Source organism: Lentzea sp. NBRC 105346, assembly GCF_030269605.1.
Taxonomy (GTDB): Bacteria; Actinomycetota; Actinomycetes; order Mycobacteriales; family Pseudonocardiaceae; genus Lentzea.
This window is the reverse complement of sequence record NZ_BSTQ01000016.1, coordinates 1-22,038: the sequence shown is the minus strand read 5'-3', so window position 1 is coordinate 22,038 and position 22,038 is coordinate 1. Positions and strand designations below refer to the sequence as shown.

The 22,038-nt window shown below is 67.8% G+C and carries 26 protein-coding genes; 22 read left to right on the top strand and 4 right to left on the bottom strand.

What is annotated here, in order from left to right:
* Window positions 1-4 precede the first annotated feature (4 nt).
* From QSK35_RS29965 to QSK35_RS29945, 5 genes are read left to right on the top strand one after another with little or no spacing between them, the layout of a single operon-like run.
* The gene (locus QSK35_RS29965) at window positions 5-1,234 is read left to right on the top strand and encodes a hypothetical protein (RefSeq protein WP_285750913.1); all 1,230 of its coding nucleotides are present in this window, start codon (window positions 5-7) and stop codon (window positions 1,232-1,234) included.
* Window positions 1,231-2,814 carry an FAD-dependent monooxygenase gene (locus tag QSK35_RS29960; RefSeq protein WP_285750912.1) on the top strand — a complete coding sequence of 528 codons (1,584 nt, stop codon included), beginning with the start codon at window positions 1,231-1,233 and terminating at the stop codon, window positions 2,812-2,814. The genes QSK35_RS29965 and QSK35_RS29960 overlap by 4 nt, the downstream gene beginning before the upstream one ends.
* A complete protein-coding gene (locus QSK35_RS29955) occupies window positions 2,811-3,203 on the top strand; it encodes a Rieske (2Fe-2S) protein (RefSeq protein ID WP_285750911.1) in 393 nt (130 codons plus the stop codon). The genes QSK35_RS29960 and QSK35_RS29955 overlap by 4 nt, the downstream gene beginning before the upstream one ends.
* Window position 3,204: 1 nt before the next feature.
* The gene (locus tag QSK35_RS29950) at window positions 3,205-3,945 is read left to right on the top strand and encodes a cyclase family protein (protein WP_285750910.1); all 741 of its coding nucleotides are present in this window, start codon (window positions 3,205-3,207) and stop codon (window positions 3,943-3,945) included.
* Window positions 3,942-6,182: an ATP-binding cassette domain-containing protein gene (locus QSK35_RS29945; RefSeq protein ID WP_285750909.1), complete on the top strand. Its 2,241-nt coding sequence runs from the start codon at window positions 3,942-3,944 to the stop codon at window positions 6,180-6,182. Before QSK35_RS29950 ends, QSK35_RS29945 begins: the two co-directional genes overlap by 4 nt.
* Here QSK35_RS29945 and QSK35_RS29940 read toward each other — a convergent pair.
* Complete coding sequence (locus tag QSK35_RS29940; RefSeq protein WP_285750908.1) at window positions 6,160-6,936, bottom strand: arylamine N-acetyltransferase family protein; 777 nt, start codon at window positions 6,934-6,936, stop codon at window positions 6,160-6,162. The two genes, QSK35_RS29945 and QSK35_RS29940, sit on opposite strands and share 23 nt — an antisense overlap.
* A 63-nt stretch (window positions 6,937-6,999) precedes the next feature.
* On the opposite strand from QSK35_RS29940, the gene QSK35_RS29935 reads away from it, so the two are divergent.
* From QSK35_RS29935 to QSK35_RS29875, 13 genes are all read left to right on the top strand, one after another.
* On the top strand, window positions 7,000-7,911 hold the full coding sequence (locus tag QSK35_RS29935; protein WP_285750907.1) for an SDR family oxidoreductase: 912 nt from the start codon (window positions 7,000-7,002) through the stop codon (window positions 7,909-7,911).
* 802 nt (window positions 7,912-8,713) lie between these two features.
* A complete protein-coding gene (locus QSK35_RS29930; protein WP_285750906.1) occupies window positions 8,714-9,049 on the top strand; it encodes a TcmI family type II polyketide cyclase in 336 nt (111 codons plus the stop codon).
* On the top strand, window positions 9,046-9,474 hold the full coding sequence (locus QSK35_RS29925) for a cupin domain-containing protein (RefSeq protein WP_285750905.1): 429 nt from the start codon (window positions 9,046-9,048) through the stop codon (window positions 9,472-9,474). The genes QSK35_RS29930 and QSK35_RS29925 overlap by 4 nt, the downstream gene beginning before the upstream one ends.
* Window positions 9,471-10,718 carry a beta-ketoacyl-[acyl-carrier-protein] synthase family protein gene (locus QSK35_RS29920; protein ID WP_285750904.1) on the top strand — a complete coding sequence of 416 codons (1,248 nt, stop codon included), beginning with the start codon at window positions 9,471-9,473 and terminating at the stop codon, window positions 10,716-10,718. The genes QSK35_RS29925 and QSK35_RS29920 overlap by 4 nt, the downstream gene beginning before the upstream one ends.
* Before the next feature lie 24 nt (window positions 10,719-10,742).
* Window positions 10,743-11,954: a ketosynthase chain-length factor gene (locus QSK35_RS29915; RefSeq protein ID WP_285750903.1), complete on the top strand. Its 1,212-nt coding sequence runs from the start codon at window positions 10,743-10,745 to the stop codon at window positions 11,952-11,954.
* Between the two features lie 21 nt (window positions 11,955-11,975).
* Window positions 11,976-12,236, top strand: a complete 261-nt coding sequence (locus QSK35_RS29910; protein ID WP_285750902.1) for an acyl carrier protein — start codon at window positions 11,976-11,978, stop codon at window positions 12,234-12,236.
* A 1-nt stretch (window position 12,237) separates the two neighbouring features.
* On the top strand, window positions 12,238-12,702 hold the full coding sequence (locus QSK35_RS29905; RefSeq protein WP_285750901.1) for an SRPBCC family protein: 465 nt from the start codon (window positions 12,238-12,240) through the stop codon (window positions 12,700-12,702).
* Window positions 12,699-13,154, top strand: coding sequence for an anthrone oxygenase family protein (locus tag QSK35_RS29900; RefSeq protein WP_285750900.1), 456 nt, complete (start codon window positions 12,699-12,701; stop codon window positions 13,152-13,154). The genes QSK35_RS29905 and QSK35_RS29900 overlap by 4 nt, the downstream gene beginning before the upstream one ends.
* Window positions 13,155-13,173: 19 nt before the next feature.
* Window positions 13,174-13,926, top strand: coding sequence for an SDR family NAD(P)-dependent oxidoreductase (locus tag QSK35_RS29895; RefSeq protein WP_285750899.1), 753 nt, complete (start codon window positions 13,174-13,176; stop codon window positions 13,924-13,926).
* Window positions 13,926-14,273, top strand: coding sequence for an antibiotic biosynthesis monooxygenase family protein (locus tag QSK35_RS29890; protein ID WP_285750898.1), 348 nt, complete (start codon window positions 13,926-13,928; stop codon window positions 14,271-14,273). The genes QSK35_RS29895 and QSK35_RS29890 overlap by 1 nt, the downstream gene beginning before the upstream one ends.
* A complete protein-coding gene (locus QSK35_RS29885) occupies window positions 14,270-14,572 on the top strand; it encodes an antibiotic biosynthesis monooxygenase family protein (RefSeq protein WP_285750897.1) in 303 nt (100 codons plus the stop codon). The genes QSK35_RS29890 and QSK35_RS29885 overlap by 4 nt, the downstream gene beginning before the upstream one ends.
* 18 nt (window positions 14,573-14,590) lie before the next feature.
* Window positions 14,591-14,728: a hypothetical protein gene (locus QSK35_RS29880; protein WP_285750896.1), complete on the top strand. Its 138-nt coding sequence runs from the start codon at window positions 14,591-14,593 to the stop codon at window positions 14,726-14,728.
* Window positions 14,725-15,399, top strand: coding sequence for an N-acyl homoserine lactonase family protein (locus QSK35_RS29875; protein WP_285750895.1), 675 nt, complete (start codon window positions 14,725-14,727; stop codon window positions 15,397-15,399). The genes QSK35_RS29880 and QSK35_RS29875 overlap by 4 nt, the downstream gene beginning before the upstream one ends.
* A gap of 80 nt (window positions 15,400-15,479) precedes the next feature.
* On the opposite strand, the gene QSK35_RS29870 is transcribed toward QSK35_RS29875, so the two are convergent.
* A complete protein-coding gene (locus tag QSK35_RS29870; RefSeq protein ID WP_285750894.1) occupies window positions 15,480-16,502 on the bottom strand; it encodes a methyltransferase in 1,023 nt (340 codons plus the stop codon).
* A gap of 115 nt (window positions 16,503-16,617) precedes the next feature.
* Between QSK35_RS29870 and QSK35_RS29865 the strand changes: the two genes are divergently transcribed.
* Complete coding sequence (locus tag QSK35_RS29865; protein ID WP_285750893.1) at window positions 16,618-16,908, top strand: antibiotic biosynthesis monooxygenase family protein; 291 nt, start codon at window positions 16,618-16,620, stop codon at window positions 16,906-16,908.
* Here the strand turns inward: QSK35_RS29865 and QSK35_RS29860 are convergent.
* Complete coding sequence (locus QSK35_RS29860) at window positions 16,905-17,885, bottom strand: medium chain dehydrogenase/reductase family protein (protein ID WP_285750892.1); 981 nt, start codon at window positions 17,883-17,885, stop codon at window positions 16,905-16,907. The two genes, QSK35_RS29865 and QSK35_RS29860, sit on opposite strands and share 4 nt — an antisense overlap.
* 94 nt (window positions 17,886-17,979) lie before the next feature.
* Here QSK35_RS29860 and QSK35_RS29855 point away from each other — a divergent pair, with 94 nt between their 5' ends.
* The gene (locus QSK35_RS29855) at window positions 17,980-18,621 is read left to right on the top strand and encodes a TetR/AcrR family transcriptional regulator (RefSeq protein ID WP_285750891.1); all 642 of its coding nucleotides are present in this window, start codon (window positions 17,980-17,982) and stop codon (window positions 18,619-18,621) included.
* 584 nt (window positions 18,622-19,205) lie between these two features.
* On the opposite strand, the gene QSK35_RS29850 is transcribed toward QSK35_RS29855, so the two are convergent.
* The gene (locus QSK35_RS29850) at window positions 19,206-20,090 is read right to left on the bottom strand and encodes a hypothetical protein (protein WP_285750890.1); all 885 of its coding nucleotides are present in this window, start codon (window positions 20,088-20,090) and stop codon (window positions 19,206-19,208) included.
* A 167-nt stretch (window positions 20,091-20,257) separates the two neighbouring features.
* Here QSK35_RS29850 and QSK35_RS29845 point away from each other — a divergent pair, with 167 nt between their 5' ends.
* Both QSK35_RS29845 and QSK35_RS29840 read left to right on the top strand, forming a co-directional pair.
* Complete coding sequence (locus tag QSK35_RS29845) at window positions 20,258-20,713, top strand: hypothetical protein (protein WP_285750889.1); 456 nt, start codon at window positions 20,258-20,260, stop codon at window positions 20,711-20,713.
* A 74-nt stretch (window positions 20,714-20,787) separates the two neighbouring features.
* Window positions 20,788-21,906, top strand: a complete 1,119-nt coding sequence (locus QSK35_RS29840) for a class I SAM-dependent methyltransferase (protein ID WP_285750888.1) — start codon at window positions 20,788-20,790, stop codon at window positions 21,904-21,906.
* The last annotated feature ends 132 nt before the right edge of the window (window positions 21,907-22,038 follow it).

Below are 22,038 nucleotides of genomic sequence, written 5' to 3'. Positions count from 1 at the left end.
CGCGATGTCCACCGCCGAGTTGAGATCCTGGCTGCGCACACCGGCCGTCAAGAGCTTCCCGTACGGCGCGGTCGTCCGCGAGTACCACGGGGTCGGCAAGCACTTCGTCGCACCGGAGCTGCTGGAGCTGCTCGCCGAGGTGCGGGACATGCTGCCCGAGCTGAGCGGGCCGTGGCCGCACGTGCAGACGCTCGCGTCGTTCCTGAGCACCGCGCTGGACAAGCCGGACAAGCGGTACGACTACCCGACCTACCTCGCGTTGTCGCTGTTACAGCTGCCGGGCCCGGACGACCCGGTCGAGCAGGCGCCGTTCGCCCGGACCCGGTGCGACCGGCTCACCGCCCAGCTCGTCTGCGACGCGCTGGGGTTCGAGCTGTCCGCGTTGGACGGACGAACGACGTTGCTGCCGCTGCTGCGGCCGGACCCGACGGCCGTGGGCAAGCGGTTCCGGCACGGGATGCGGGTCATCCGGCCCGCCCTGCAGCGCATGGCGCTCGACGCCGGGCTCACCGCCACCGATCCCGGCGACCTGGCGCGGCAGGCGTGCGCGGCGGTGTACGGCGACATGTCCTACGCCGAACGGCGTGCGGTCGAGCTCAGCATCCTGCCCGTCTACACGATGCACGACGAGTACCTGTTCCTGCGTGTGTTGCAGGCGTTCGAGACGACGTTCTCGCTGCTCTCGACGCAGATCCGTGGCGCGATCGCGGCACTGGACGAGGGTGAGATCGAGCGGGCCGTGCACTTCGTGACCAGTTGTGAGACCGCGTTGCGCGAGTCGGCGCCGCTGTTCTCGATGCTCGCGACCATGCAGATCGAGGCGTTTCGGACGTTCCGCGAGTTCACCGAGGGCGCGAGCGCGATCCAGTCGCGCAACTACAAGCTCGTGGAGTCGTTGTGCCGCAAGCCCGACTCCGACCGTGTCGACTCGCCCGCGTACCACTCGGTGCCCGATGTGCGGACCCGTGTGCTCGGGAGTCAGCCGACGCTCGATGAGGCCTACAGCAGGCTCTGCGACTCTGACGTCGTGGCCGGGGACGCGCTGAAACCGTTGGCGGAGGCGATGAACGCCTTCGAACGCGCATTGCTGCGCTGGCGGCAGACCCACTACCGGCTCGCCGTGCGCATGCTCGGCGAGGCATCCGGTACCGGCTACACCGAAGGAACTCCTTACCTGGCAGCGGTCCGTGACATCCCCGTGTTCCGGGCCAACGAGAAAACGGGGGCACCATGACAGCACCGGTCGGGATCGTCGGTGCCGGCCCGGTCGGGCTCGTCGCCGCGTTGAGACTGGCGAGCCTCGGCGTGCACAGCGTCGTGCTGGAGGCCGACCCGCACCTGGTCAAGCAGGGCTCGAAGGCGTGCCTCATCCAGGGCGACGTGCTCGAGGTGCTGGACAAGTTCGGCTGCGCGCAGCAGATCGCGGACGAGGGCGTGACCTGGACCGTCGCACGGACCTACGTGCGCAACCAGGAGATCCGCGCGGCCCGGTTCCCGCGCGGGCTCGGGTTCGGGCCGTTCGTCAACATCTCGCAGTACCGGATCGAGCAGATCCTGGTCGAGGCCGCCGAGGCGGAACCGGCCATCGACCTGCGGTGGGGGCACCGGGTCACCGCTGTCTCGCAGGACGATGATCTGGTGCGCGTGCAGGCCGGTGGCGAGTTCGCCTTCCAGTACCTGATCGCGTGCGACGGTGTCCGAAGTGGACTGCGCGAGCTTCTCGGAGTCGACTGGACCGGGTACTCGCACCAGGATCGGTTCCTCATCACGGACATCCGGGCGAAGCTGCCGCTGGCCAAGGAGCGGCATTTCCACTACGACCCGTCGTTCAACCCCGGCCGGCAGCTCGTCATGCACCCGCAGCCGAACGACATCTGGCGCATCGACTGGCAGCTGCCGCCGGACGCCGACATCGAGGCCGAACGTCTTGACGGCAGGTTCGACGAACGGGTCCGCCGCGTCATCGGCGACATTCCGTACGAGGTCGACTGGGTCAGCACCTATCGGTTCCACCAGCGGGTGGTCGACCGGTTCCGGGTCGGCCGCGTGTTCTTCGCCGGCGACGCAGCGCACGCGTTGCCGCCGTACGGGTCGCGCGGCATGAACAGCGGCATCCAGGACGCCGACAACCTCGCGTGGAAGATTCCGCTCGTGCTCGACGGGGTGGCGCCGGACTCGTTGCTCGACACCTACCACGATGAACGTTATGCGGCGGCGCGCGAGAACCTGCGGGTCACCGAGGCCACCATCCGGTTCATGGTGCCGCCCAACCGGGTCCGCCGCCTCGCCCGCTCGGTGCTGCTGCGCCTCTCGACGTTGCTCGGCATCGCGCGCAAGCACGTGAACAGCGGCAAGATGGCCGAGCCGTACCACTACACCGACTCGCCGATCGTCCACAAGGGACATCCGTTGCTCGGTGCGTTCGCGCCGGACGGTCCCGTGTACGTCAACGGCACGCCGACGCGGCTGCGGCGCCTGCTGGGCGACGAGTTCATCGGTCTCGTGGTCGCGTTCGACCGGGACGAGGTCGAGGAGCTGGTCTCGGCGATGGAGGCGCGGCCGTGGGCGCTGCCGGTGCACCTGGTCGCCGTGGTGCCCAACGGTGTCTCGGGGCTGTCACCGGAGATCACGGTCGCGGTGGCCGAGGACGACACGCTGCACCGGTTCTACGGCGCCGGGCTGCCGTCGTGGTGGCTGGTGCGCCCGGACGGCCATCTGGCCGCGACCAGCAGTGATGGGACCGAGTTCTCAAGTGCCGTTCGAGCAGCCGCGGGCATCGTCGGAGCCGACCTCGTGAAGGGACTCGCACCATGAAATACAGCAGACGAGCCGTGATCGCCGGGGCCGGTGCGGCGATCGCCGCGACCGCGGCCGGGTGTGGTGAGGTCGTGCGCACCGCGGACCCGCCGCCCTCCGGCACGCCGCTGGGCAAGGTGTCGGCCATTCCGGTCGGTGGCGGGGAGATCTTCCCCGACGCCGGGGTGGTGGTGTGTCAGCCGGAACCGGGAAAGTTCAAGGCGTTCAGCGCGATCTGCACACACCGGGGCTGCAAGGTGACCAGCGTCAAGGACGGCCAGATCACCTGCGAGTGCCACTTCAGCGTGTTCGCGATCAAGGACGGTTCGGTCACCAGCGGCCCGGCGAAGCAGCCGCTGCCCGAGTTCGGGCTGAAGGTCGACGGCGACGACATCCAGGCGGTGTGACGTGCTCGCCGGGTTGGTGGCCGCGCTGAGCAGCGGGTCGATCGAGGTGATCGACCTGACCGCGCCGCTGTCCGAGGAGACACCGATCATCAACCTGCCGCCGGAGCGGGGCCAGCCGTGGCCGTTCTCCCGCGAGGTGATCAGCGACTACGACGCGCTCGGGCCACACGTGTACTGGAACAACATCCGGCTCTCCGAGCACACCGGCACGCACTTCGACGCGCCCGTGCACTGGTTGTCCGGCAAGGGATCCCAGGACGTGTCCCAGGTGCCACCCGCTCGGCTGGTCGGTCCCGCGGTGGTGCTCGACTTTTCGGCCGAGGCGGCGGCGGACCCGGACTTCCTGCTGCGGCGCTCGCACGTGGAGCAGTGGGTCTCGGTGCACGGCCCGCTGCCCGAGGGCTGGTTGTTGTACCGCACGGGGTGGGACGGCCGGGAGAACTTCCTGAACGAGGGCCACACGCCCGGCATCGCCGTCGAGTGCGCGCGGTGGCTCGCCGAGGAGACGCCGATCGTCGGCGTCGGGGTCGAGACCGTGGGCACCGACGCCGGGCTCGCGGGCGGTTTCGAGCCGCCGTACCCGTGCCACTGGTACCTTCATGGTGCGGGGAAGTACGGGCTGACGCAGCTGCGCAACCTGGCGCTGCTGCCACCCGCCGGCGCGGTGATCATCGCGTCCCCGCTGCCCATCGTCCGCGGATCGGGGAGTCCGACCAGAGTGTTGGCGCTGGTAGAACGGTGAGTCACGACTTCATCGAGGTGCGCGGCGCCCGGCACAACAACCTGGCCGACGTCTCGCTGGACATTCCCAAACGGCAGCTGACCGTGTTCACCGGCGTGTCCGGCTCGGGGAAGTCGTCGCTGGTGTTCGGCACGATCGCGGCCGAGTCGCGCCGGCTGCTCAACGAGACGTACACCGCGTACGTCCAGGGTTATCTGCCGTCGATCGGCCGCCCGGACGTGGACTCGTTGCACAACCTCAGCGCGGCGATCATCGTCGACCAGGAGCGCATGGGGACGAACTCGCGCTCGACCGTCGGCACCGCGACCGACGCGCAGACGATGTTGCGGATCATCTTCAGCCGCCTGGGAAAGCCGCACGTCGGCACGTCCTCGGCGTTCAGCTTCAACACGCCCGAGGGCGCGTGCCCGGCGTGCGAGGGCCGCGGGTACGTGTCCGACATCAACGTCGATCGGATCCTCGACCGTTCGTTGTCGTTGAACGAGGGCGCGATCACGGCTCCGCACACCGGTGTGGGCTCGTGGTACTGGCAGATCATCGTCGAGTCCGGGTACTTCGACCCGGACAAGAAGCTGCGCGACTTCAGTGCTCGTGAGTGGGACGACCTGCTCAACCGTGAGGCCACCAAGCAGAAGAAGGGCAACGGCAAGACGACCTACGAGGGTCTGCTGGTGAAGATGCGGCGCATCTACCTCAGCAAGGACCGCGACTCCATGCGCCCCGACATGCGCGCGTACGTGGACAAGGTCGTCACGTTCACGCACTGCGGCTCTTGCGACGGAACCCGCCTGAATCCGCTGGCTCTGTCGTCGAAGATCCGGGGCAAGAACATCGCCCAGTGCTCGGCGATGCAGATCGACGACCTCCTGGCGTGGCTGCGCGGTGTTCGTGGTGTTGCTCCGATGGTCGCGATGCTGAGCTCGACGCTGGAGTCGCTGGTCGAGATCGGCCTCGGGTACCTGTCGCTGGACCGCGAGTCGGGCACGTTGTCCGGCGGTGAGGCACAGCGCGTGAAGATGGTGCGGCACCTGGGCTCCGCGTTGTCGGACATCACGTACGTGTTCGACGAGCCGACGGTCGGACTGCACCCGCACGACATCGAGCGGATGAACGAGCTGCTGCTCCGGTTGCGGGACAAGGGGAACACCGTCCTCGTGGTCGAACACAAACCGGAGACCATCGAGATCGCCGACCACGTGGTCGACCTGGGTCCCGGTGCCGGTACTTCGGGTGGACGGCTCTGTTATCAAGGCGATGTGGCCGGGCTGCGATCGTCCGGCACGGTGACCGGCCGTTATCTCGACCACCGGGTGTCGGTGAAGTCTTCTGTGCGTTCGGCTTCGGGCAAGCTGTCGATCAAGAAGGCTTCGCTGCACAACCTGCGCAACGTGAGCGCGGACATCCCGCTCGGAGTACTGACGGTCGTGACCGGTGTGGCGGGATCTGGCAAGTCTTCCTTGGTGCACGGATCACTGTCCGCTCTGGACGATGTGATCATCGTGGACCAGGCTTCGATCCGCGGCTCGCGGCGCAGCAACCCCGCGACCTACACGGGCATGCTGGACTCGATCCGGTCGGCGTTCGCCAAGGCCAACGGCGTCAAGGCGGCGTTGTTCAGCGCGAACTCCGAGGGCGCGTGCCCTTCGTGCAAGGGCCTGGGCCTGGTGTACACGGATCTCGCGATGATGGCGGGTGTCTCGTCGGTGTGCGAGGAGTGCGAGGGCAAGCGCTACACGCCTTCGGTGCTGGAATACAAGTTGCGCGGCAAGGACATCAGCGAGGTTCTTGCTCTGTCTGTTGTGGATGCCTGTGACTTCTTCCCGTCCGGCGCGGTGCGCGTCGTGCTCGATCGCCTGGTCGATGTCGGTCTGGGCTACCTGTCCCTGGGGCAGCCGCTGACCACGTTGTCCGGCGGCGAGCGGCAACGGCTGAAGCTGGCCGTGCACATGGCTTCCGGTACCGCCGTCTACGTGCTGGACGAGCCGACGGCGGGCCTGCACCTGGCGGACATCGACCAGCTGCTGGCGTTGCTGGACCGGTTGGTCGACGCGGGCAACACGGTGATCGTGATCGAGCACCACCAGGCCGTCATGGCACACGCCGACTGGCTGATCGACCTCGGTCCAGGGGCCGGTCACGACGGCGGCCGGGTCGTGTTCACCGGCACACCTGCTTCGCTGGTCGCGTCCGCCGACACGCTCACCGCCCAGCACCTCAGGAAGTACGTCGCTGATTAGCCGGCGTCTGCTCGAGGTCGATGCCGAACACCGTGCGGTAGACCTCGAGCAGCTCGTCGTCGTGGAGGATGCGCTCTGTGGTCTCGCCGTCCTCGGTTTCGAGGAAACGGTTGCCGTGCAACGTGACACGGCCTTTGGGTGTGGCGAGCGAGCACAGGTCCATCGTGTTCCAGAACGACTCGGGCGCGTCCTGGTGCCATTCCCACGACGGCATGAAGTCCACCCACCGCCGCGGGTGCTCCTCGACGCGGTACTTCGGCTTGCCGTCGAACCACACGTCGACATCGCCGTACTCGGCCTTGGTGACGCGGAACGTGCCCGCGGGATCCTGCTGGCCCTCGTCGGTATCCATCTGGATGGGAAAGACGTAGCCCTGGCCGAAGCCGACGTCGACCAGGTACGGGTGGTCGAGGTCGACGCGCAGCACGAGGTGGTCGAGCGCGAACATCGGTACGCCGTCCGGCTTGAACGGCGCCGCCCCGAGCATGGTGGTCCGGTAGCCGAGGCTCTCGAGGAGTGCCCGGAACGCGCCGTTGAGCTCGTAGCAGCCGCCGCCGCGGCGCTTGTTGACGATCTTGTCGACGTACACGTCCTCGTCGAGCTCGACGGGCGTGCCGATGCGCGTGTAGATGTTCTCGAACGGCACGGTGAAGAGGTGTCGCTGGTGCAGCAGCCGCAACGTGTCGAGATCAGCTCGTTCGGGTGAAGCGATGCCGAGTCGATCGAGGTAGGCGCGCATCGTCCGCTCATCCATGCAGCTCAGCGTGCCTCGCCCGGCTCAAGTCCGGCTTGAGAGATCGGGGCTACGGTGCCTGGTATGACTGATTCGTTGTCGGGCAAGGTCGCACTGGTGGCGGGCGGCACGCGAGGCGCCGGCCGGGGCATCGCGGTGGAGCTGGGCGCCTTGGGTGCGACCGTGTATGTGACCGGCCGCAGCTCCGGTTCGCAGCGCTCCGAGATGAACCGGCCGGAGACGATTGAGGAGACCGCTGCTCTGGTCACTGCCGCTGGTGGTGAGGGGATTCCGGTTCGCGTGGACCACCTGGTGCCTTCGGAGGTGCGGGCTTTGGTCTCGCGCATCTCGGACGAGCAGGGGGCGTTGCATGTGCTCGTCAACGACATCTGGGGCACAACCAAGATGGAGTGGCAGAAGGCTGTTTGGGAGTGCGACCTGGAGGCTGGGCTGCACACCATGCGGCTGGCCGTGGACACGCACGCCATTACCAGCCACTTTGCTTTGCCGCTGTTGTTGAAGGAGCCTGGTGGTCTCGTTGTGGAGATCACCGATGGCACGGACGAGTACAACTCCGTGAATTACCGGAACTCGTTCTTCTACGACCTGGCCAAGGGGGCGGTCAGTCGGATGGCGTTTGCTCTGGCGCATGAGGTGGCGCCGCATGGGGCTACTGCGGTGTTGTTGACGCCTGGGTGGTTGCGGTCGGAGTTCATGCTCGGTGAGTTCGGGGTTACTGAAGAGAACTGGCGGGATGCCTGTCGGTTCCAGCCGCACTTTGCGATTTCTGAGTCGCCTGCGTATGTGGGGCGGGCGGTGGCGGCTCTCGCTGCGGATCCTTCGGTGGCTCGGTGGAATGGGCAGTCGTTGTCCAGTGGGCAGTTGGCTCAGGTGTACGGGTTTACTGATGTGGACGGGTCGCAGCCTGATGCTTGGCGGTACATCGTGGAGGTGCAGGACGCTGGGAAGCCGGCGGATACCACCGGGTATAGGTGACTCGGCTGCCGGTTTGGGGTGACGCGGCGGCTTTCGTGGTGGGTTGCGTTTGTGTTGACGCGGTGGCTTTCGTGCTCGGGGCTCCGCCCCGGACCCCGGCTCAGCTCAAAGAGGGGCCCTCCCTGGGGTCCGGTTTCGTAGTGGGTTGCGTGGGGGTGGTGTGCCCCTCCCGTCGCATCGCACCTGAGGCAGCCACATCCGAGACCCCAGGTCAAGCGAAAAGCGTGCTTGACCTGGGGTCTCGGATGCGGCAGGGCTTCGCCTGCGATGCGACGGGAGGGGCCCACCACCGGTTGGTTGCGCGCTGCGCGCGCCGTTGTATCTGCCGGTTGCGCTGTGGTCCTGGTCCCGTGGCTCGCGCTTCGCGCATCGTGTTCGGCGACCGCATCGGAGGTGACCACGCACCCAGAGTGGGGCGCGTTTGGTGGGCACGTACGGAAGCGATTGGGGCTTGACTTGGGGTGCGGCGTGGTAGCCCTTGTTGGGCCGGCAGATCTTGCATCTGCCGGCGGAGCCGGCCCACCACGCCGTGAGGGGCCCCAAGTCAAGCCCCAATCGCGGCGCCGAAGGCGCCCCCGGAAGACGCAGCGCCCCACGACACCGGCAGCCGACAAAGGCGACCACGCACGGAACCGGCAGCCAACCGAACACCACGGAACCGGCAGCCAAGCGAGCAACCACGCACGGAACCGGCAGCCAACGCAAACACTGGAGTCGCGCTGGAGACCGCTTCGAGCGCGTCACCATTCGAGATTGGCAGGCTGCGGCGGTCGCGTAACGAAAGACACCGGGGAGGCCTGTCGTGCACCGCACGCTGATCGTCGCAAGGTTGAAAACCACTGACCCACAGGAGATCGCCGGGGTCTTCGCCGAGTCCGACGCCACCGAGCTGCCGCACATGATCGGGGTCTCCCGGCGGACGCTGTTCTCGTTCCACGACTTGTACTTCCACCTGGTCGAGGCGGACGAGGACATCAACGCGAACCTCTACAAGGCGCGCAGCCACCCGCTGTACGGGAACATCAACACCAAGCTCACCTCCTTCGTGTCGCCCTACGACCCGAACTGGAAGGAGCCGAAGGACGCGATGGCGTCGCCGTTCTACGTCTGGACGTCCGAGCAGGGGAGGATCGCGTGACCACGTTCCAGTCCAAGAAGGTCAACGTCGAGGACGCGTTTCCGAACAAGCGTCGCGGCGGTGACATCCGGGTCACGCTGAGCCCGAAGACAGTTGGCAGCTGCAGCGGTTTCGGTGGTGTGTTGCACCTGCCGCAGGGCGAGTTCGTCGCCGAGCACTACCACCCGTACTCCGAGGAGTTCTTGCACGTCGTGCGCGGCGAGCTGGAGATGTCGCTGGACGACGGGCCGGTGCTGCTCGGTCCGGGCGACTCGCTGCTCGTCCCGATCGGGGTGCGGCACCGGCTTCGTAACGTGGGCAACGAGGACGCGCACGTCGTGTTCCACCTGTCGCCGCTCGCGCCGCGACCCGAGCTGGGGCACGTGGACACCGAGGACATTCCCGCGCCCGAGCAGCCGCACCCCGAGGTCGGGGGACCGAGGTGACCAGAAAGGCCGTGATCACCGGCGTTGGTGTGGTGGCGCCCGGTGGTGTCGGGCGCGAGGCGTTCTGGGACACGCTCACCGCCGGGCGCACCGCCACGCGGGAGATCACCCTGTTCGACGCGTCGGAGTTCCGGTCCCGCATCGCGGCGGAGGCGGACTTCGACGCGGTGGCTGCTGGTTTGTCCGCGCGGGAGATTCGGCGGATGGACCGGGCCGCGCAGTTCGCGGTCGTCAGTGCCAGGGAAGCGTTGAGGGACAGCGGGATCACGGGGGTCGACCCCGGCCGGATCGCGGTGAGCATCGGCAGCGCCGTGGGCTGCACGATGGGGCTCGAAGAGGAGTACGCCGTGTTGTCCGACGGCGGCCGCCAGTGGCTTGTCGACCACACGTATGGCGTGCCGCACCTCTACGGCTACATGGTGCCCAGCACGCTCGCGGTCGAGGTTGCCAACGAGGTCAGTGCGGAGGGGCCGGTCGGGTTGATCTCGACCGGCTGTACGTCCGGGTTGGACGCGGTTAGCCATGGCGCGCAACTGATTCAGGAGGGCGCCGCGGACCTCGTGCTGGCGGGGGCGACCGACGCGCCGATCTCGCCGATCACGTCGGCTTGCTTCGACGCGATCAAGGCGACCTCGCCGAGCAACCACGACGCGGCGCACGCGTCGCGGCCGTTCGACAAGCGGCGGGACGGGTTCGTCCTTGGTGAGGGTTCGGCGGTGATGGTGCTCGAGGAAGAGGAGTCGGCACGTCGGCGCGGCGCGCACATCTACGCCGAGGTGGCCGGATTTGCCAGCCGTAGCAACGCGTTCCACATGACGGGGCTGAAGCCGGACGGGCGGGAGATGGCGGAGGCGATCACCGTCGCGTTGCGGCGGGCGAAGCTGGACAAGTCCGATGTGGACTACATCAACGCGCACGGGTCCGGCACCAAGCAGAACGACCGGCACGAGACGGCCGCGTTCAAGCGCAGTCTCGGCAACCGGGCCTACGAGGTGCCGGTGAGCTCGATCAAGTCCATGGTGGGGCACTCGCTGGGCGCGATCGGCTCGATCGAGGTGGCGGCGTGCGCGCTCGCGCTCGACCGCCAGGTCGTTCCGCCGACAGCCAACCTGCACCACGCGGACCCCGAATGCGACCTGGACTACGTGCCGCTGGTCGCGCGTGAGCACGCCATGGACGCCGTGCTGAGTGTCGGCAGCGGTTTCGGCGGATTCCAGACCGCGATGTTGCTCACCAGGGTCTGAGGAACTGGGGAAGGAAGGTCTGTCATGGCCGACACGGTGATCACCGGTCTGGGGGTCTTCGCGCCGACCGGGATCGGCGCCGAGGAGCACTGGACCGCGGTGCTCGACGGCAAGAGCGGCATCGGGCACATCACTCGCTTCGACGCGAGCGGCTACCCGGTGGTGCTCGCGGGCGAGGTGCCCGGTTTCGACGCGCGGGAACACGTGCCGGGCCGGCTGATCCCGCAGACCGACACGTGGACGCACCTCGCGCTGGCCGCGGCCGAGGCGGCGCTCGCCGACTCCGGTGCCGACCCGAAGTCGTTGCCGGAGTACGAGATGGCCGTGGTCACGTCCAGCTCGTCGGGTGGGACGGCGTTCGGTCAGGGTGAGATGGAGCGCCTGTACCAGAAGGGGCCGTCGTGGGTCGGCGCGTATCAGTCGATCGCGTGGTTCTACGCGGCCACCACCGGCCAGATCTCCATCCAGCACGGCATGCGCGGTCCCTGTGGCGTCATCTGTGCCGAGCAGGCCGGTGGCCTGGACGTGGTGGCGCAGGCGCGGCGGTTGCTGCGCACGCAGTCGCGGCTGGTGGTCACCGGTGGCACGGACAGCGCGATGTGTCCGTACGGCCTGGTCGCACAGATGGCCAACGGCCTGATGTCCACTTCGGACGATCCGGCGCGCGCGTACGTGCCGTTCGACGCCGACGCCCGCGGGTACGTGCCCGGTGAGGGCGGCGCGATCCTGATCGCCGAACGAGCTGAAGGCGCTGAAGGACGCGGGTATGGAGCGATTCTGGGACACGCCAGTGGCTTCGACCAGTCCGAACGGACCGGCCGGCCACCGGTGCTGGCGGCGACGATCCGGCGTGCGCTGGACGACGCGGGGCTCAACCCGTCCGGCGTCGACGTCGTTTTCGCCGACGCGGCGGGGACTCCAGAGCTCGACCGGATCGAGGCCGAGGCGTTGGCCGCGGTGTTCGGACCACGGGGTGTGCCCGTCACCGCGCCGAAGACGCTGACGGGCCGGCTCTACGGCGGCGGTGCGCCGCTCGACGTCGCCACGGCGTTGCTGGCGTTGCGCGACGGCGTCATCCCGCACACCGCCGGCACCGAGCGGCTCGCCCGCGGCATGGAGATCGATCTCGTGCTGGGGCAGCCACGACAGCAGCCGCTGTCCACCGCGCTCGTGGTGGCGCGCGGATACGGCGGGTTCACCGCCGCACTCGTGCTCGGCCGGGGCGACCGGGCCTGACGACAAGCGAAGGGGAGAGCAATGAGCACGTTCAGCCTGGACGACCTGCGCGAGATCATGCGCCAGAGCGCGGGGGTCGAAGCGGGCGTCGACCTGGACGCCGACATCACCGACATCGAGTTCATCGAGCTCGGTTACGACTCGCTCGCGTTGCTGGAGCTGGCGATCCAGGTCAAGCGCAAGTACGGCGTGTCCATTCCGGACGACGACGTGGTCGACATGACGACGCCGCGGATCGCCGTCGAGTACATCAACCGGCAGCTCGTGGGCGCGGAGGTCTGACATGTCAGGGCACACCGACAACTCGATCGTCATCGACGCGCCGATGGACGTCGTCTGGGACATCACCAACAACGTCCCGGGCTGGCCGGAGCTGTTCAGCGAGTACTCCGCCGCCGACGTCATCGAGGAGCGCGGCAACACCGTGCGATTCCGGCTCGCGCTGCACCCGGACGAGAACGGCAAGATCTGGGACTGGGTCTCGGAACGCACGATCGATCCGGTGACGCGCACGGTCCGTTCGGCGCGCGTCGAGACGGGCGTTTTCAAGTACATGTCGCTGTTCTGGGAGTACACGCAGACCGAGTCCGGGGTGCGGATGCGGTGGGTGCAGGACTTCGAGATGAAGCCCGGCGCGCCGCTCGACGACGCGGGCATGACCGAGCGGCTGAACAAGAACACCGCGATCCAGATGGCGCTGATCAAGACCAAGGTGGAGGCGGCGGCACGGGTCGCCGTGACCCGGTGAGCGCGTTGCTCGTACCGCTGGTGCTGCTGATGAACGGGCTCTCGGCCGGCGTGCTCGTCGGCAGCCAGCTCGGCGGGTTCCCGCTGATGGCCAGCCTGCCGCCGGACCGGTACGTGTACACGCACGCGTTCTTCTCCACGCGCTACGACCCGTTCATGCCGATCTGTCTGGTCGGGACGGTCGTCGGTGATGCCGCGCTGGCGGTGCTTTCGCCTGACGCGCGCGCGCTTTACGCCGTTGGAGCTTTGCTGGCTTTGATCACGGTGCTGGTGTCCGTGACAAAGAACGTGCCGATCAACAAGTGGGTGCAGCGGCTCGATCCCGAGCGGCTGCCCGACGGCTTCGACCCGTCCTCGAGGCGATCGAGCTGGGGGCGCTGGAACCTGACCCGCAGCTGCCTCGCCGTGGCCGCGCTGCTGGCGAACTGCGTCGCGCTCGGCGTCGTGCTGTGAATTCCTAAGGAGAGTTGAGATGGACCTCGGCCTGAAGGGCAAGAAGGCGCTCGTGACGGGCGGTGTGCGCGGCGTCGGCCGTGGCATCGTGCTCGCGCTCGCCAACGCGGGCGTGGACGTGATCACGTGCTATCGCCAGGACAGCGAGCTCGTGTCCTCTTTGGAGCGTGAGCTCAAGGAGACCGGCGGCGAGCACCACGTGATCCGCGCCGACATCGCGGACCCCGAGCAGATCGAGACGCTGCTCGGCGAGTGCCGCACGCGGTTCGGCCACCTGGACCTGGTGGTCAACAACGCCGGCGCGATCAGTCACGTGCCGTACGGCGAGCTGCCGCTCGACGAGTGGCGGCGCGTGATCGACACCAACCTGACCGCCGCGCACCTCGTGATCCAGCACGCGCTGCCGATCCTGAGCGAGGGCGCGTCGGTCGTCAGCATCGGCTCGAAGTCGTCCGAGGTGGGCATCCCGCGGCGGGCGCACTACACCGCCACCAAGGCGGCGCTGCGTGGCCTGACCCGTTCGCTGGCCAAGGAGTTCGGCTTGACGGGCCTGCGGTTCAACGTGCTCGCGCTGGGCGTGATCGAGACCGAGGCGCTCGACGCGATGCCGTCGGAGCAGGCCGCGATGATGCGCAAGCGGTACAGCGAGAAGACCGCGCTCGGCCGGCTCGGCACGCCGGACGAGGTGGCCGGTGCCGTGCTGTGGCTCGCGAGCGACCTCGCCCGGTACGTCACGGGCGCCACCATCCACGTCGACGGGGGGATCTCCTGATGTTCCGCGTGATGCTGCGCATGACGATCAAGCCCGACCTGGCCGCCGAGTTCGAGAAGGTGTGGACCGAGGTCGGTGACTCCGTCACGTCGCATCCGGCCAACCTCGGGCAGTGGCTTTCGCACGCCGAGGAGTCCTCGGACGAGGGCGAGATCTACTACATCGTCAGCGACTGGGTCGACGAGCCGCGCTTCCGTGAGTTCGAGACGTCCGACCGGCACCTCGAGCACCGGCAGAAGCTGCACCCGTACCGGTCCGGCGGCTCGATGACCACGATGAACGTCGTCGCGCACCTGCCCTCCTCGGGGACCGCGTCGACCCATGCCGAGTGGGAAAAGGCCCAATGAGTGGTGAAGTTCGCGTCGTGCTCTACCACGCGACCGACGACGTCACCGGCGTCACCGAGGCCTACCACCAGGTGAGCCGGGAACTGGCGTCGGTTCCGGGGCAGCTCGGCAACGAGCTGCTCCGGTCGGTGCACGACCCGCTCGCGTTCGTCGTGATCAGCCGGTGGAAGGACCTGGACACGTTCAACGAGTGGGAGCAGGGGGTGTCGCACAAGGACAGCACCTCGCCGCTGCGGCGCTTCCGGGATACCCGATTGGAGCGGCCGTTCGGGATCTACGAGGTCGCTGCCCACTACTGATTCTGGGGACGTGTTGACATGGCGACAGCAGTGCTGACGGAGGCGGAGCGCGAGGAAGCGCTCCGCCGTCGCTGGCGTTCGGCGGGCGTTTTCGTGTTCTGGCTGCTGGTCGCGCTCGGCGTGACCATGAGCGGCCATCTTCCGGAGGACTCATGAAGCTGCATCTGTTGCGGTTGGGCGTGATGGCGAAGCTCGGTGCGCCCGTGCCCGCATATCTGATCGAGACCGACTCGGGTGAGAACATCCTGGTGGACACCGGGTTTCCCGCCGGCGTCGAGGGGCCGATCCACGTCGGTCCCGAGCACTCGTTGCTGGACCAGCTTTCGCGGATCGGCGTCTCGGACGTGCGGTACGTGGTGTGTTCGCACCTCGACCCGGACCACAGCGGCAACCACGCGTTGTTCCCGTACGCGGAGTTCGTCGTGCAGCGGTCGCACTACGAGCTCGCGGTTTCGGGGGAGGTGCCGCGGCTCGAGCAGGGGCGGTCGCGGTGGGATCTGCCGCACCTGAAGTACACACTCGTCGACGGCGACGTGGAGCTCGTGCCGGGGGTCTCTTTGATCGAGTCTTCCGGGCACGTTCTCGGGCACCAGTCGGTGCTCGTGCGGTTGCCGGAGACCGGTCCCGTGCTGCTCGCGATCGACGCGATCCCTATGAGCGTGGCTCTCGATCCCGAGAACCGGCCGATCTTCCCGTTCGACCTCGACGGCGACGCCGTGCGGTCGAGCACCCGCAAGCTGGTCGACCTGGCCGCGCGCAAGAAGGCCCTGATCATCCACGGGCACGACGCCGCCCAGTGGGAGAGTTTGCCCTTGTCGTATTCGTGAGACCCTCTAACAGCTCGGGCCCCTTGTCACCGTGACAAGGGGCCCGAACTGTTAGAAGGCCTCACGCTGGTTAGAACGTCTCACGCCGGCTTGTGGGCGATCGCGAGGCACTCGAAGCCGTTGGCGATGAGGTGGGCGGAGGGGCGGACGAAACCGGCCTCGGCGAACCACACGCACAGCTCGCCGAACGTGTACTCGCTGCCGCCGGGGGAGAACAGGAGCATGTCCAGGCTCATCAGCAGCGCGTGCCCGCGGTCGGAGCGCTCGTCGTCGATCATCGTGTCGAGCACGACGACCGCGCCGCCGGGACGGACCGCCTCGAACGCCTTGTTGAGCAGTGTGCGCCGCTGTTCGATGTCCCAGTCGTGCAGGATGTGCGCGAGGATCAGGACGTCCGCCTCGGGGAGCGGCTCGTTGAAGAAGTCCGCGCCCTGGAAGGTGACCTGCTCGGCGACGCCCAGCTCGTTGACCGTGCGGGTGAAGTGCGGCTCGATCAGGGGCAGGTCGAGGCACGTGGCCTGCAGGTGCGGGTGCGCCTGGACGATCGTCGCGGCGAGTGTGCCGATCGAGCCTCCGACGTCCACAAAGGACTTGTAACGCGACCAGTCGACCGCCTTCGCGACGTCCGGGGCCGACATCCGCGTGACCGTCGACATGGTGTCGAAGAACTCGCGCTGCTGCTGTTCGGGACCGGAGTAGATCTCGAAGATGTGGTCCTTGTTGACCTGCGGGTTGCCGGTCTTGAGCGACTCCGCGAGGTTGGCCCACAGCGGGTAGATGTCGCCGGACAGGCCGAGGAACCCGCCGAGGTAGGCCTGCGGCTTGTTCTTGTCGAGGTGGTTCGCGGCGGTCGACCCGTTGCTGTACAGCTCGCCGTCGCGGACCAGCAGCCCGATCGACACCAGCGCGTCGAAGAAGTCGCGCGCCCCGCGGGGGTGCAGCTCGAGCCGCTCCCGCAGCTGCTCGGCGGACGCGGGGCCCTCACCGAGCGCCGTGAACACGCCCAGCTTCACCGCGTTGAGCAGCAGCTGGGACTGGTAGAACGAGCGGGCCATCGCCATGACGCCACCCAGGTCGACGCCACGCTCGGCTGACCATTCCATCCCGATCTCCTCCCGAAAGCCTTGTCAGGTAAGGAAAATCGTCCCCGCCAAGGCTCGAAGCCGGTTAAAGACCGTCTCCATCGGCTTTCGAGTGCGGTGCCGGACAGTGCGGTCCATGACGAAGCGGGCGAGGGTCGTGGTGTACCTCAAGGGCGATGTGGCTGCCGTTTCCGCGGCCTACCGTCAGATCAGCTGGGTCACCACGCCGATCGACGGGCTGCTCTCCGCGGAGCTGCTGTGCAACGCCGAAGACGACTCGCGGTTCGCGGTGCTGAGCGAATGGGCGTCGCTGCAGGCGTTCCGCGACTGGCAGAACGGTCCGGACCACCAGGGCAACCCCTCGGCCGTGCGTCCCTTCCAGGACCGCTCCCAGGGCCCGCACTACGCCGTGTACGAAGTGGACTAGGGCTTCAGCACGATCTTGCCGGCGGTGGTGCGCTCCTCGGCCAGACGCAACGCGGCCGCGGCCTGCTCCAGTGGGAAGACCTCGGCGACCGTAGCGTCGATGTGGCCGCTCGCGAGGCGGGCGAGAACCGCCTTGAGGTCTTCGTTGTGCTTCGCCTTGAACTTCTTCGCCCAGATGTTGTAGAAGGTCGCCGTGCGGCCGTTCGGGAGGGCGTTCCACAGCAGCGTCCTGGCCACGATCTTCAACACTGGCAACGCCTTCGCGCCGGTGTCCTCCTTCGTGGCGGCGCTGCCGTACGCGACCAGCGCGCCACCCTTGCGGAGCAGGCGCCAGGAGTCGACGACGCTGCGGCCGCCGATGTGGTCGAACACGGCGTCCACGCCTTCCGGCGCCAGCTCCCGGACCTTCCTGGGGACGTCGTCCCGGTAGTCGATCGGCGTGACGCCGAGCTTCCTGATTGCTTCGTGGTGGCGCGGCGAGGCGGTGCCGATGACGTGGATGCCCTCGGCTTTGGCGAGCCTCGTGAGAACGGATCCGACGCCGCCGTTCGCACCGTGGACGAGGATCGTCTGGCCCTGCTTGGCTTTCGCGGCGCGATGCAGCATCTGCCACGCGGTGATGCCGTTGACGACGACCGTCTCGGCCTCGATCGGGTCCACTCCTTCGGGGACGTCGACCAGATCTGCTTCGTCGAGCACCACGTGGCTGGCCCAGGCGCCGACCTTCGTGAGGGCCGCGACGCGCCGGCCGGTCGTCTCGACGACCCCGACCAGGTCGTAGCCGGGCACGAACGGGAACGGCGGCTGGTCGTAGTACCGCCCGCGACGCATCTGCTGTTCGGCGAACGACACCCCGGTCGCTTCAACCCGCACGCGCACCTGGCCCGGCCCCGGCACGGGCAGCTCCTTGCGGTTGACCTGCAGACCTTCCGGTTCAACGACTCCCGGCAGCACGACCTCAACGCACTCGTTAGACACCTTCGCCTCCGTGATAAGCTCTCACTGTTGTTAGAACCTCTAACAGAAGCTTGATGCACTAACGTTCGCGAAGTCAAGTGAGAGGAGCGAGAAGGTGCCGACGACCACACCGCGCGATCGCTATCGCGAGCAGGTCCGCACGGAGGCGAAGTCCATAGCCTGGGAGCAGATCGGCGCGTCAGGGGCGTCCGGTCTGTCGCTGAACGCGATCGCCAAACAGATGGGCGTGAGCGGCCCGGCGCTGTACCGCTACTTCGCCGGTCGCGACGAGCTCATGACCGAGTTGATCTCCGACGCGTACACCGACATCGCCGCCGCCCTACGCGCGGCCGCGGTCCGCGAAAAGGACGACCGCAAGCGCCCGGCGGCGGTAGCCAACGGCCTGCGCACGTGGGCGAAGCGCAACCCGCACCGCTACCTGCTGGTGTGGGGCACGCCGGTGCCGGGGTACGAGGCCCCGCAAACGACGACGGACGCCGCGCGCAAGGCGATGGCCGTGCTGCTGGAGACGTTCGCCGCGCTCGACGTCGCCAAGGGCAGGGACGCCCTGCAGGACGACGCGCTGTCGGGGGAGTGGGCGCCTGGGACGAGTCCACGGACGCGGCGCCGGGCTTTGGCGTTCTGGACTCGGGTGCACGGGTTCGTGAGCCTGGAGATCTGCGGGCACTTCAACGGGATGGGGTTCGACCCGGATGCGCTGTTCGCCGCGGAGGTGGGCACGTTGCACGAGGTGTGAGAGCGATGGGCCCTGGACGGGGTGGCGGGTGCGGGTTGCGGGGCGCGGACGAGCTGCCCGCCGGGTGGTGCCGGGTGTGAGGCGGGCGCGGTGCGGGCGGCTTGTTTGCCAGCTGGTGTCGGGTGTGAGCCGCCGGGCGCCGGTTGCGCTGGGGCGGTGGTGTGGGATGGCTTGTCTATTTGGTGGTGAGGGGTGTGAGCCGCCGGCGCTGGTCGGGGCGCGGGCGGTGGAGTGCGGCGGCGAGTTGTCTGGCCGGTGGTGTGGCGTGAGCCGCCGGGCGCCAGTCGTGCTGGGGCGCGGGGTGTGAGGTGCGGGGGCGTTGTCTGGCAGGTGGAGCCGCCGGGGGTGGTCGCGATGCGGGCGGTGGGGCCCGGACGAGCTGTCCGCCGGGCGCTGCCGGTTGCGCTGTGACTGGTTGGTGCGGTGCCAGGACGAGCCATCCGGCCACTGGCTGCAGGGGTGCGAGTCACCCGACGCGCGGCCGGCCGCAGCGAGGTGCGCCGCGCCGACCAATCCGTCCACCAGCACCCGGAAGCGGAATGCGCGCCGCCGTCAGCAACACGCACCGCCCAACCCGAAATCCCTCAGCACACCGTCACGATCTTCCAGAAGTCCTGGAAGATCCCCTTCAACCAAGTGTTCCGGTCATACATGAACGTAGTGACCATGTACTTCCCAGGCGGCAGAGCGGTAGTCACAATCCCCGTCCCACCAGCGGAAAGCGGCGCCAACCCCTCAGGCAAGCTGGTCACCACAACCTTCGGCGGTTTCTTCCCGGCAAGCACGGCAGCCCAAAAAGCCCGAACGTCATCCGCAGTAGCGTCGGGCGTAAGCCCGAGGAACATCACCTCATTGACCTGCCCGGTCGCGTTGTGGACCAGGAACGTGCTACGCCCCCGGATCCGGCTGGGCATCTCGTAGGCGTTGTTGCGCATGACGATCACATCGTCGACCGCGGGCGGCCAGGACAACCCGTACCGCGGCCCGACCTCCAGCGGCAGGATGCTGTCGCGCAGGTACGGCGTGAGCGCGGCGTTGTAGTTGAACACGTAGTGCCTGCCGGGCCGCAAGAACGCGGTTACCACCATCGGGCTGACGTTCGTCACCGCGGCGCCGCCCAGGAACTCGGCCTCCTTGTCGATCATGCCGGTGGCCCACTGCTTGGTCGGCAGGTCGCGGGAGTTCGCGGCGACGTAGTACTCGAGGAACTTGTCGATTCCGGCACTGCCGCGTAAGCGGAAGATGCCGGGCGCGATGGACGCGGCGTCCGGTGTGCTCACCTCGAACCTGACGAGACCCGCCGGCACGCGCGACGGGGTCATGGTGATCTTCTGCTCGGTTACGACGACACGGACGGTCGCCGCTCGCAACGTATCCGCGGAAGCGGAGGCGACCCCGGAGCCGAGCGCGGGGACCGCGGCGGCCGCCCCCGCCACTGCGAGGAAACGCCGGCGGTTCATGTCCTGCATGAGTTCTCCTCGAAGCCGAAGCCGAAACAAAAGGTCGGCGGACACGCTCTATCCCGGGGCTCGAAGACTCCTCTAACGCGGCTGAATCGGCGAAGAAGAGACTCGCGCAGAGGGAACGCTTCGCGTAGTATCGCGTCATAACGAGTAATAGTGAGAGGGTGAGTGCGGTGGGGAAGCCCCTGTGGCAGTCCAAGATCGTGGTCGAGGCGGCGGCGAACGTCGTCGCGGACCTGCTGCTCAACGTGAAGCCCGGCAAGGTCGGCAAGGACAACGCGTTCATGCTCTACGCGGGTGACAACACCGACATGACGCTGACCGGGGGACCCGAGGTCTTCAGAGCACACGTCGGGAACCAGAACCCCAACGGTGGCGGCATGCGCGTCGAGGTCGACCGCAAGCGGCGGCTGTTCGCCGTGCAGGGCGGCTGGTGGTACCGCGGCGAGCACACCGTCGAGGACCACCCCAAGGGTGCGCTGCTGGTCTACCGCATCCTCAACGTCGCCAAGGTGCGGCGCTGGATGGTGCCGCTGGTGTGGCGCTCGTTCCAGAAGAGCATGGGGGCGCCGAAGGACCAGGCCAAGCGCGTTGGCGAGCGCCTGGGCGTGAAGGCGTACGAGGCGTAGTTCAGCGTTCCTCCACGACACCACCATCGAAAAGCGAGACGGTGGGAAAACTCAGCGCGACGGGAGGAACCTTCATGGCCAGCAACGAGTTCGTCGGCCGGCTCATCGCCGCGACCGACGGCACGCTCGACGAGATCGCGGCAGGCCTGCGCGAGTTCGACCCCGCCGAGGTGGCCGTGGCGGTCCTCGGCGAGGTGCTGGCCAGGGCACCGCAGTTCGACGGGCCCGCGGAGCCGTTCGTGGTGCAGTTCGAGCTCGGAGCGAACAGCTACCTCGTCACGCTCAACGAAGGCAAGATCGAGCCCGGCCGGCTCGACGAGCCCTGGCTGGTCATCCGGCAGGACCTGGCCGAGCTGGTGCAGGCGGTCTTCGGGCCGTCGTGCGACCACGTCACCAGGGACGTGTTCTTCAAGGAGGAACCGGGTCCCACGACGTGGCAGCAGGACGACCCCTGGCTCGGCCCGCGCGCCGAGGCGACGAAGGCCGCGCACCAGGTCCTCAAGGCGTGCTCGGTCTACCACGCGGATCTCGACACGCTGGCCGTGCGGTTCGACACGGACAAGTGGGGCGGGCACTGGTACACGCCCCACTACCAGCGCCACTTCGCCGCCTACCAGGCGAAGCGGGTGACCGTGCTGGAGATCGGCATCGGCGGTTACGACCTGCCGGACGTCGGCGGTGGATCACTGTTGATGTGGAAGCACTTCTTCCGTCGCGGGCTCGTCTACGGCCTGGACATCTACGACAAGACCGGCCTCGACCAGCCACGGCTGCAGACCATCAAGGGCGACCAGAACGACCCGGTGTTCCTCGAGCAGCTCGGACAAAGCATCGGGCCGATCGACATCGTCGTCGACGACGGCAGCCACCTGACCGAGCACGTCGTCACGTCGTTCAACGCGCTGTTCCCGCACGTGCGGCCGGGCGGGCTGTACGTGATCGAGGACCTGCAGACGTCCTACTGGCCCGGCTACGGCGCCGGGGAGTCGATGGGGCTGCTGAAGACGTTGCTCGACGGGCTGCACCACCAGGAACAGGTGCACCCGGTGACACCTGGGCACACCGACCTGAACATCGACTCGATCACGTTCCATCACAACATCGCGTTCATCCACAAAGGACGCAACAGCGAACCCGGCGCGCCGTCGTGGATCTCGCGCACGGGTGAGGCAGTGCAGAGCTGGACACCCTGATGAACGCTATGGGGGGAGCTTTCCAAGCGCTGGTGTTTTAACCAGGGGTGAGTTCCCTAACGGGCCGTCGCGTGAGCGGCGGCCCGTTTTGTTGTTTGCTGTCTTGGGTTTGCTGGGCCTGCGTTGTTTGCG

Coding starts and splice junctions, on each gene's coding strand:
- QSK35_RS29965 (WP_285750913.1), top strand. CDS start 5: ATGTCCACCGCCGAGTTGAGATCCTGGCTGCGCACACCGGCCGTCAAG.
- QSK35_RS29960 (WP_285750912.1), top strand. CDS start 1,231: ATGACAGCACCGGTCGGGATCGTCGGTGCCGGCCCGGTCGGGCTCGTC.
- QSK35_RS29955 (WP_285750911.1), top strand. CDS start 2,811: ATGAAATACAGCAGACGAGCCGTGATCGCCGGGGCCGGTGCGGCGATC.
- QSK35_RS29940 (WP_285750908.1), bottom strand. CDS start 6,936: ATGGATGAGCGGACGATGCGCGCCTACCTCGATCGACTCGGCATCGCT.
- QSK35_RS29935 (WP_285750907.1), top strand. CDS start 7,000: ATGACTGATTCGTTGTCGGGCAAGGTCGCACTGGTGGCGGGCGGCACG.
- QSK35_RS29915 (WP_285750903.1), top strand. CDS start 10,743: ATGGCCGACACGGTGATCACCGGTCTGGGGGTCTTCGCGCCGACCGGG.
- QSK35_RS29910 (WP_285750902.1), top strand. CDS start 11,976: ATGAGCACGTTCAGCCTGGACGACCTGCGCGAGATCATGCGCCAGAGC.
- QSK35_RS29905 (WP_285750901.1), top strand. CDS start 12,238: ATGTCAGGGCACACCGACAACTCGATCGTCATCGACGCGCCGATGGAC.
- QSK35_RS29895 (WP_285750899.1), top strand. CDS start 13,174: ATGGACCTCGGCCTGAAGGGCAAGAAGGCGCTCGTGACGGGCGGTGTG.
- QSK35_RS29890 (WP_285750898.1), top strand. CDS start 13,926: ATGTTCCGCGTGATGCTGCGCATGACGATCAAGCCCGACCTGGCCGCC.
- QSK35_RS29885 (WP_285750897.1), top strand. CDS start 14,270: ATGAGTGGTGAAGTTCGCGTCGTGCTCTACCACGCGACCGACGACGTC.
- QSK35_RS29880 (WP_285750896.1), top strand. CDS start 14,591: ATGGCGACAGCAGTGCTGACGGAGGCGGAGCGCGAGGAAGCGCTCCGC.
- QSK35_RS29875 (WP_285750895.1), top strand. CDS start 14,725: ATGAAGCTGCATCTGTTGCGGTTGGGCGTGATGGCGAAGCTCGGTGCG.
- QSK35_RS29870 (WP_285750894.1), bottom strand. CDS start 16,502: ATGGAATGGTCAGCCGAGCGTGGCGTCGACCTGGGTGGCGTCATGGCG.
- QSK35_RS29865 (WP_285750893.1), top strand. CDS start 16,618: ATGACGAAGCGGGCGAGGGTCGTGGTGTACCTCAAGGGCGATGTGGCT.
- QSK35_RS29850 (WP_285750890.1), bottom strand. CDS start 20,090: ATGCAGGACATGAACCGCCGGCGTTTCCTCGCAGTGGCGGGGGCGGCC.
- QSK35_RS29840 (WP_285750888.1), top strand. CDS start 20,788: ATGGCCAGCAACGAGTTCGTCGGCCGGCTCATCGCCGCGACCGACGGC.